The organism is Mesorhizobium sp. M7A.F.Ca.ET.027.03.2.1, assembly GCF_003999175.1.
Taxonomy (GTDB): domain Bacteria; phylum Pseudomonadota; class Alphaproteobacteria; order Rhizobiales; family Rhizobiaceae; genus Mesorhizobium.
In genome coordinates this window covers 1-9,014 of the sequence record NZ_RZOM01000126.1, presented here as the reverse complement: position 1 = coordinate 9,014, position 9,014 = coordinate 1, and the positions used below count along the sequence as shown (strand labels likewise).

General features: G+C 63.3%; 6 protein-coding genes. 5 read left to right on the top strand and 1 reads right to left on the bottom strand.

What is annotated here, in order from left to right:
• From EN750_RS08305 to EN750_RS08295, 3 genes are all read left to right on the top strand, one after another.
• A partial coding sequence (locus EN750_RS08305) for an ABC transporter permease (protein WP_145967489.1) occupies positions 1-939 on the top strand: 939 nt, incomplete at its 5' end.
• A 65-nt stretch (positions 940-1,004) separates the two neighbouring features.
• The gene (locus EN750_RS08300) at positions 1,005-3,353 is read left to right on the top strand and encodes an ABC transporter ATP-binding protein (protein ID WP_127396144.1); all 2,349 of its coding nucleotides are present in this window, start codon (positions 1,005-1,007) and stop codon (positions 3,351-3,353) included.
• Between the two features lie 71 nt (positions 3,354-3,424).
• A complete protein-coding gene (locus EN750_RS08295; RefSeq protein WP_127270554.1) occupies positions 3,425-3,643 on the top strand; it encodes a CopG family transcriptional regulator in 219 nt (72 codons plus the stop codon).
• Between the two features lie 371 nt (positions 3,644-4,014).
• Here EN750_RS08295 and EN750_RS08285 read toward each other — a convergent pair whose 3' ends face one another.
• A complete protein-coding gene (locus tag EN750_RS08285) occupies positions 4,015-4,605 on the bottom strand; it encodes a transglycosylase SLT domain-containing protein (protein ID WP_127396143.1) in 591 nt (196 codons plus the stop codon).
• 216 nt (positions 4,606-4,821) lie between these two features.
• Between EN750_RS08285 and EN750_RS08280 the strand changes: the two genes are divergently transcribed.
• Together EN750_RS08280 and EN750_RS08275 are read left to right on the top strand one after the other, a co-directional pair.
• The gene (locus EN750_RS08280; RefSeq protein ID WP_145967487.1) at positions 4,822-6,360 is read left to right on the top strand and encodes a trimethylamine methyltransferase family protein; all 1,539 of its coding nucleotides are present in this window, start codon (positions 4,822-4,824) and stop codon (positions 6,358-6,360) included.
• Between the two features lie 57 nt (positions 6,361-6,417).
• Entirely contained in the window at positions 6,418-8,844 is a 2,427-nt protein-coding gene (locus EN750_RS08275) for an FAD-dependent oxidoreductase (RefSeq protein ID WP_127396141.1), read from the top strand.
• Positions 8,845-9,014 lie beyond the last annotated feature (170 nt).

Sequence of the window (9,014 nt, the reverse complement as noted above, 5' to 3'; positions counted from 1 at the left end):
CCCTTCGACCCGCTGGCCCAGATTCCCATCATGAAGGATGTGCTGCCGGGCGCCGTCGAACCGAAATCGGGGCTGACCTATCTGTTCGGCGGCGACAAGCTGGCGCGCGACGTGTTTTCGCGCATGGTCTATGGCAGCCAGATCGTGTTGATCATCGCGCCTGCGGCAACCGGCTTCGCGCTGATGGTCGGCATCACGCTCGGCCTGCCGGCCGGCTATTATGGCGGCAAGATCGACACCGTACTGTCGTTCCTGGCCAACCTCGTGCTCGCCTTCCCGGTCATCCTGCTGTTCTACCTTTTGGTGACGCCGGGCATCATGGACACGCCGATCCCCTATGGCATGGCCGGCGTCTTCTTCCTGTTCCCGATCATCTTTTTCAGCGTGCTGTTCTGGACCCGCTACAAGAACCGGCCCGACCGACTCTACATCCTGCTCGGCATCACCCTGATCCTCGGCGGCTGGATCTATGCCGGCCTGGTCTTCGACGCCGATCCGCTGAAGATCGTGCATATCGATCCCAACCAGCTCAACATCTTCGTGGCAGTGGTGTTCGCCTCCAGCCCCGGCGTGTTCCGCATCGTGCGTGGCCTGGTGATGGACATCAAGACGCGTGACTATGTGGCGGCCGCGCAGACGCGCGGTGAATCACCCTGGTACATCATGTTGTGGGAGATCCTGCCCAATGCGCGCGGGCCACTGATCGTCGACGCCTGCCTGCGCATCGGCTACACCACCATCCTGCTCGGCACGCTCGGCTATTTCGGCCTTGGCCTGGCACCGGAAAGTCCGGACTGGGGCACCGCGATCAAGGACGCCAGCCGCCTGCTGCGCTCCTTCATCCACCCGGCGTTACCGCCGACGATCGCACTGATGTCGTTCGTGCTGGGCTTGAACCTGCTCGCCGACTCGCTGCGCGAACAATCGATGAAAGACTGATCTCGGGTTTCGACCCGATGCGCCTGAGAGAAACAGGCCTAGAAGAACCAGGATTGGAGCGACCCATGAACGAGGCAGTTCGAAATCCCGCCACGCCAACCAATGGGCCGGCCAACGCGCCGATCATCGAGATCGAGAACCTGTCGATCTCCTTCTTCACCCGCAAGGGCGAGATTCCGGCGGTCATGGATTTTTCCTGCACCGTCATGCCGGGCGAGGCGATGGGCATCGTCGGCGAATCCGGCTGCGGCAAGTCGACCGTGTCGCTCGGCATCATGCGCGACCTCTCCAACATCGGGAAGATCGTCGGCGGCAAGATCAAGTTCCAGGGCAAGGACATGGGCGAGCTCTCCGACGAGGAGTTGCGCTCCATTCGCGGCAACAAGATCGCGATGATCTACCAGGAGCCGATGGCCAGCCTGAATCCGGCGATGAAAGTCGGGCAGCAGTTGATGGAAGTGCCGCTGATCCACGACAAGGTGTCGAAGGAAGAGGCCTATAAGCGCGCGATCGAAATGGTGCGCTCGGTCAAGCTGCCCGATCCCGAGCGCATGATGCGCTCCTATCCGCACCAGCTTTCGGGCGGCCAGCAGCAGCGTATCGTCATCGCCATGGCGCTGCTGTCGAAGCCGGCGCTGCTTTTGCTCGACGAACCGACGACGGCGCTCGACGTGACGGTGGAGGCCGGCATCGTCGATCTGGTCAAGGGGCTGGGCGAGAAGTTCGGCACCTCGATGATTTTCGTGTCGCATAATCTCGGCCTGATCCTCGAAACCTGCGACCGCATCACGGTGATGTATTCGGGTGAAGCGGTCGAGACGGGCAAGATCAAGGATGTGTTCGACCGGATGCGCCATCCCTATACGCAAGGGCTGTTCCGCTCGATCCCGCTGCCGGGCGCCGACAAGAACTCACGGCCGCTGATCTCGATTCCCGGCCAACTGCCGCTGCCGCACGAGCGGCCCAAGGGCTGCAATTTCGGCCCGCGCTGCCACCATTTCGTCGAGGGCGTCTGCAACGCCGCCGAAATCCCGATGATCGAGGTCGCTGGTCACGAAGGCCATTTCTCGCGCTGCGTGCGCTTCAATGAGATCGACTGGGAGGCGCTGCCGCCCGGCGCCAAGAAGGTCAATGAGCGCGTCGTGCCCGGTGCGCCGGTGCTCAAGATCGAGGACCTCAGAAAATACTACAGGGTCGGCGGCAACGAGGTGTTCGGCTCGAGCGAGGGCCGCGTCGTCAAGGCCAACGAGACGATCTCGTTCATGGCGCGCGAATCCGAGACGGTTGCCATCGTGGGCGAATCCGGCTGCGGAAAGTCGACGCTGGCCAAGGTGCTGCTCGGGCTGGAGACGGCAAGTGCCGGCACGGTGACGCTGGGCAACACGGAAATCCAGTCGACCGGCATCGAGAAACGGAGCGTCGACACGGTGTCGTCGATCCAGATGGTGTTCCAGAATCCGTTCGACACGCTCAATCCCAGCCATTCGGTCGGTTCGCAGATCATCCGCACGCTGGAGAAGTTCAACGTCGGCAAAACGGTTGCCGATCGCCGCAAGCGCATGCTGGAACTGCTCGACCTGGTGAAGCTGCCGCGGGCATTCGAAACCCGCAAGCCGCGCCAGCTATCGGGCGGCCAAAAGCAGCGCATCGGCGTGGCGCGCGCCTTTGCCGGTGACGCCAAGGTGGTGGTGGCCGACGAGCCGGTGTCGGCGCTCGACGTTTCGGTGCAGGCGGCGGTGACCGAACTGCTGATGGACATCCAGCGCAAGAACAAGACGACAATGCTGTTCATCAGCCATGATCTGTCGGTCGTGCGCTACATCGCCGACCGCGTCGTGGTCATGTATCTCGGCTATATTGTCGAGCAAGGCACGACCGACCAGATCTTCGCGCCGCCCTACCATCCCTATACCGAGGCACTGCTGTCGGCGATCCCGATCGCTGACACCAGCGTGGTCAAGCGGCACATCGTGCTGGAGGGCGACATTCCCTCGGCGATGAACCCACCGTCCGGCTGCCCGTTCCAGACCCGCTGCGGCTACAAGAAGCTGGTGCCTGACAATCTTTGCGAGACCAAGGTGCCACCGGTCAAGCATCTCGGCGGCGGCCATATGAGCCTGTGCTGGCTCTCCGACGACGTGCTGGCCAAGATGGAGCCGGTGATCAAGTTCGACAAGGAACACGCCGCGCACGAAGGCGTGCCGGATGACGCGCCGCACGGCGATGGCCCCGGTTTTGCCGGCACGCCGCCAAAACGTCCGCGCGGCAAGACGGGCAGCGCGGCAGCCGATGCGGTGGGGCAGGCTGCCGAGGAGGCCGAAGCCGTTTCGAAAGCCCGCCGTCACGAGGTCCGCGACGAGGTTTCGGAAACCGGCCGTTCTCCAAAGCCGAGCAAGCCCAGGAAACCGAACTGACCGGCATCACGCAATTTCATATGCTGCGCCATGTGATGCGTGATGTTTGATGCTTGGAGGGAGGGCGAATTGTGAGAACGACACTTGCAATCGATGACGATGTCCTTCTTGCCGCCAAAGCTATGGCGCGGCAGCAGGATCGCAGTGTGGGCGAAGTCATTTCCGATCTGGTTCGCCGTTCGCTGCGTCCGCCGCAGGCGGGCGGTGAGCGTAACGGCATTCCCTTGCTTTCGTCGCGGCCCGGCGGGCCGATGGTCGATCTCGAAACGGTCAATGCGCTTCGCGACTAGCCGCGCTGGAACAGAGGATCTGGCAGGGTTGGGGATCTGTCGGCAGCAAGATGTCTTCCCTCGGTGGACCATCGCTGGCATTCGGGATTGGCTGGAGCCTCCCCAAACTTCGTCATCCTAGGGCGTAGCAGGAGCGAAGCTCCGTCGCGGAGACCCTGGGATCCATGCCGCGACCTCAGCCGAGGGCGCAGCGGAGCACAATTTCTGCCCGCGGCGGCGATTTGAAGTCGCGGCATGGATCCTCGGGTCTGCGCTGCGTCGCTGCGCTCCTTGCTCCGCCCGTGGATGACGAAGCGATGAGCGTTTGCCGCTAGTCGGCAAGGCATGCCGTCCATCAGGGGGTGGTTGAAATGCTCATGCCCGGAATTAGTTCAGTTGCCGCACTCGCTCAGTTGCTGCGCATAGTCCCGCGCCATCTTGTCGGTGGCCTGGGCATAGCCCTGGACGCCGGCATCGCCCCGGTTGCCGCGGCCATAGGCGGTCCAGCCGAGATAGTAGGCGAGATAGAGGTTGTAGGTGTCGTTGCGGGCGACGCCATACGTGTCTGCCGTTTTGGAATGATACCAGCCGACAAAGTCGACGGCGTCGGCGAATTTCGTTCGCCGGGCCGCCCAGTTGCCGGTCTCGCGCTGATATTGCGACCAGGTGCCGTCCAGCGCCTGCGAAAAGCCGGTGGCCGACGAGACATGCTTCCACGGAATGAAACCGAGCAGCTTGGTGCGCGGCGGCCTTGCATTGCTCTTGAAACCGGATTCCTTGCGGACCGTCGCCATCAGCACGGGAACGGGGATGCCGTATTTCTGCTGTGTGCGCTCGGCGGCCGACTGCCAGTTGTCGAACCAGCCGTCATTCTGGTCGAAGACGGCACAGACATTGTTGATGTGGCTGGGCGGCGTGGCGCAGGCCGAAAGCGCCAGCAGCACGCAAACCGCACCAATTTTACTAAAACTCGAACTACGCATTGGCGCAGCAATAGGCCGAAATCATAAAGGGAATCTTGCAGCGTCCGTTAACGCTTCGCCCAAGCAGTCGCTTGAGGGAATTTGTGTCAGCAATCCGACGTATTTCGTCGCTTTCTCTAAATAGATATTACAGAAATGCCGCCGTGGCTAAAATCACGCCCGCAAACGGCGTATTTCTGACAGCTTGCCCGGTTTGCCGGGGCTTTGATGCCGGGCATGAACGAACCAAGACGCAAACGCGGCGCCGAGCGCACCAGCAACAGGGGCCCGTCGGCCATCCCGCAACTGCCGCTCAGGCGGGTGACAAATCCCTATCCGCCAATGACCATGCTGTCGCCCGACCAGATCGAGCAGATCCACCAGGCGTCGATGCACATATTGGAGAATTTCGGCATCGAGGTGATGAGCCCGCGGGCGCTGTCGCTGTTCGAGAAGGCTGGCGCCAGGGTCGATCATGCATCGGCGAATGTCCGCATCGATCGCGGCCTGATCGAAGACGTGCTGAAGACCACGCAGTCCAGCTATGTGTTGACGCCGCGCAATCCGGCCAACGCGGTTCATCTGGGCGGCAACACCATCAATTTCACGCTCGTTGCCGGGCCGCCGAATGTGCACGATATGGAGCGCGGCCGCCGCGCCGGCAATTTGCGCGACTATGCGGATCTGACCCGGCTGGCGCAGCATTTCAACTGCATCCACATGCTGGGCAACCAGGTCTGCGCACCGGTCGAACTGCCGGCCAATTCCCGCCATCTCGACACCTACTTCACCAACCTGACGCTGACCGACAAGAGTTTCCACGTCTCGGCGATCGGCCGGGGCAGGGCGCTTGACGGCATCGAGATGATGGCGATTTCGCGGGGGCTGACCCTCGACCAGTTGCGCGACGATCCCGGCATCACCACGATCATCTCGGTCAACTCGCCGCGCCGCTTCGACGAGATGATGGCCGAAGGACTGATGACCATGGCCGAGTTCGGCCAGTCGGTGGCGGTGACGCCGTTCACGCTGATGGGGGCGATGAGCCCGGTTACGCTGGCCGGCGCGCTGGCGCAGCAGAATGCCGAGGCGCTGTTCGGCGTCGTGCTGACGCAGCTTGTCCGTCCGGGCGCGCCGGTGATGTACGGCGCCTTCACCTCCAATGTCGACATGAAGTCCGGCGCGCCGGCCTTCGGCACGCCTGAGAACACCAAGGCCAACATTGCATCGGGGCAACTGGCGCGGCGCTACGGGCTGCCCTACCGCACGACGCCGGGCTCGGCTTCCAACGCCGCCGATGCACAGGGCGCCTATGAGACGCTGATGGCGCTGTGGGGCGCGGTGCTTGGCCACGGCAACCTCGTCTACCACGCCGCTGGCTGGCAGGAGGGCGGGCTGACGGCGTCGTTCGAGAAGCTGATCATCGACGTCGAGATGATCCAGCACATGATGGAGTTCTTGCGCCCGATCGAGGTCAATGAGGCGGAGCTTGCCGTCGAGGCTCTGGGCGCGGTGCCGACCGGCGGCCATTTCTTCGGCGAACCGCACACGCTGGAGCGCTACGCCACCGCCTTCTACCAGCCGATGCTGTCCAACTGGCAGAATTACGAGGCCTGGCAGGAAGCCGGTGGGCTCGACGCGACGGCGCGCGCGACGCGGCTGTGGAAGAAGGCGCTGGAAGACTATGTCGAGCCGGTGATGGATATCGCCGTGCGCGAGGCGCTGGAGGCTTACATGGCCAGGCGCAAGGAAGCGATCGGGCAGGGCGAGCCGTGATCGTTCCCAGCTTGAATCCACTCACCCATCCAACTCACTGATAACAGAGCAAAACTCATGAAATCGCATGCAAAGGTCGTGGTCATTGGCGGTGGCGTCGTCGGGTGCTCCGTGCTGTTCCATCTCGCCCGCCACGGCTGGACCGATGTTGTCCTGCTGGAGCGCGACGAATTGACGTCCGGCTCGACCTGGCACGCGGCCGGCGGCATGCACACCATCAACGGCGACCCCAACGTCGCCAAGCTGCAGAAATACACGATCAACCTCTACAAGGAGATCGAGGAGCTTTCCGGCCAGGCGACCGGCGTGCATCTGACCGGTGGCGTGCTTTTGGCGGCAACCGAGGCGCGGCTGGACTGGCTGCGCGGCGTCGTCGCCAAGGGCCGTTATCTCGGCATCGAGCTCGAGGAGATCTCGCCCAACGAAGCGGCCCAGCTGATGCCGCTGCTCGATCCCAAGCAGTTCGTCGGCGCGGTCAGGAACAAGGAGGACGGCCATCTCGATCCCTCAGGCGTCACCCATGCCTATGCCAAGGCCGCGCGGAAACTTGGGGCGGAAGTGGAGCGCTTCACCAAGGTCGAGGACATCGTGCGGCGGCCCGACGGGCTATGGCGCGTCATCACCAACAAGGGCGAGGTGGTGGCCGAGCATGTCGTCAATGCCGGCGGCCTGTGGGCGCGCGAGGTCGGCCGCATGGTTGGTCTTGAACTGCCTGTGCTGGCCATGGAGCACATGTACCTGATCACCGAGGACATGCCTGAGGTCGCCGCCTGGAATGCCAAGACCGGCACCGAGATCATCCACGCGGTCGATTTCGACGGCGAGCTTTACCTGCGCCAGGAGCGCGGCGGCATGCTGATGGGCACCTATGAGAAGGCCAACAAGCCGTGGTCCGAATACCAGACGCCATGGAATTTCGGCCATGAATTGCTGGAGCCGGACATCGACCGCATCGCGCCGTCGCTGGAGGTCGGCTTCCGCCATTTCCCCGCCTTCCAGAACACCGGCATCAAGCAGATCATCAACGGCCCCTTCACTTTCGCCCCTGACGGCAACCCGCTGGTCGGGCCGGTGCGCGGCCTGCCGGGCTTCTGGGTCGCCTGCGGTGTCATGGCCGGTTTTTCGCAAGGCGGCGGCGTCGGCCTTGCTTTGTCGAACTGGATGATCGAGGGCGATCCCGGCGCCGATATCTGGGCGATGGATGTCGCGCGCTACGGCGACTGGGCGACGATGGCCTACACCAACGCCAAGGTGCGCGAGAATTATTCCAGGCGCTTTTCGATCCGCTTCCCCAATGAGGAGCTGCCCGCCGGGCGGCCGCTGAAGACGACGCCGATCTATGATCTGCTGTCAGCCAAGGGTGCGCAATGGGGCGTTGCCTATGGGCTGGAAGTGCCGCTGTGGTACGCGCCGGAAGGCGTCAAGGACGAGTTCTCGTGGCGCCGCTCGAGCGACTTCACACAGGTCGCCAAGGAGGTCGCGACGGTTCGTGACAGTGTCGGCCTGTCCGAGATTTCGAGCTTCGCCAAATACAAGGTGACGGGTGAGGGAGCGGCCGCCTGGCTCGACCGGATGCTTACCTGCAAACTGCCGAAACCCGGCCGCATGACGCTGGCGCCGATGCTGAAGCAGGACGGCAGGCTCATCGGCGACTTCACGCTGGCCAATCTGGGGGAGGATGGCTGGTTCCTCGCCGGCTCCGGCATCGCCGAGCAATACCACATGCGCTGGTTCGAGAAGCACCTGCCTGACGATGGATCGGTCCGCATCGAAGCGCTGGGCGCGAGGCTCACCGGTCTGTCGATCGCCGGCCCGAAGGCGCGGGATGTGCTGGCAAAGGCCACGCGCTCGGATGTCTCCAACGCGGCATTTTCCTTCATGGCCATTGGCCGGATGGATATCGGCATGGCGCCGTGCCTGGTCGGCCGTGTGAGCTATACCGGCGATCTCGGCTACGAAATCTGGGTGGCGCCGGAATACCAGCGCGCCGCCTATCAAGCGCTGATGGCGGCGGGCGAGGAATTCGGCATCGGTCTCTTCGGCTCGCGCGCGCTCAATGCGCTGCGGCTGGACAAGAATTACGGCTCATGGGGGCGCGAGTACCGGCCGATCTACGGGCCGCTGGAAGCGGGGCTCGACCGCTTTGTTGCTTACGGCAAGGACGCCGATTTCATCGGCAAGGCCGCGGCGCTGGCCGAGCGCAGGCAGGGCGGCAAATTGCGCCTGCGCGCCTTTATCGTCGATGCCGACGATGCCGATGTCATTGGCGACGAGCCGATCTGGTTCGATGGCGCCGTGCGCGGTTGGGTGACGTCGGGCGGCTATGCACATCATTCGAAGAAGTCCGTCGCCGTCGGCTATGTGCCGAAGGAGATCGCCGATGAGAGCGACGGCTTCGAAATCGAGCTGCTGGGCAAGCGCCATACGGCACGCATGCAGGCGGTGCCGCTGTTCGACGCCAATTTCGAACGGATGCGTGCCTGAAGCGCTTCGGCTTCGCCGATGCGCTTCAGGCACCTGTTTTGTGCATGTCGTTGTCCCAAAACCGCTGGGCACTTTTGGGTGACATGCACTAGTCACGCCCCTTCTTCTGGGCGTCAGGCGCTGCGGCGGTTGTCCAGCGCGAAGGCGCCGGCGCCGGCAAACACCAGATA

Bases quoted from the DNA above. Each gene is read 5' to 3' on its own strand.
- EN750_RS08285 (WP_127396143.1), bottom strand. From the start codon at position 4,605: ATGCGTAGTTCGAGTTTTAGTAAAATTGGTGCGGTTTGCGTGCTGCTG.
- EN750_RS08275 (WP_127396141.1), top strand. From the start codon at position 6,418: ATGAAATCGCATGCAAAGGTCGTGGTCATTGGCGGTGGCGTCGTCGGG.
- EN750_RS08300 (WP_127396144.1), top strand. From the start codon at position 1,005: ATGAACGAGGCAGTTCGAAATCCCGCCACGCCAACCAATGGGCCGGCC.
- EN750_RS08280 (WP_145967487.1), top strand. From the start codon at position 4,822: ATGAACGAACCAAGACGCAAACGCGGCGCCGAGCGCACCAGCAACAGG.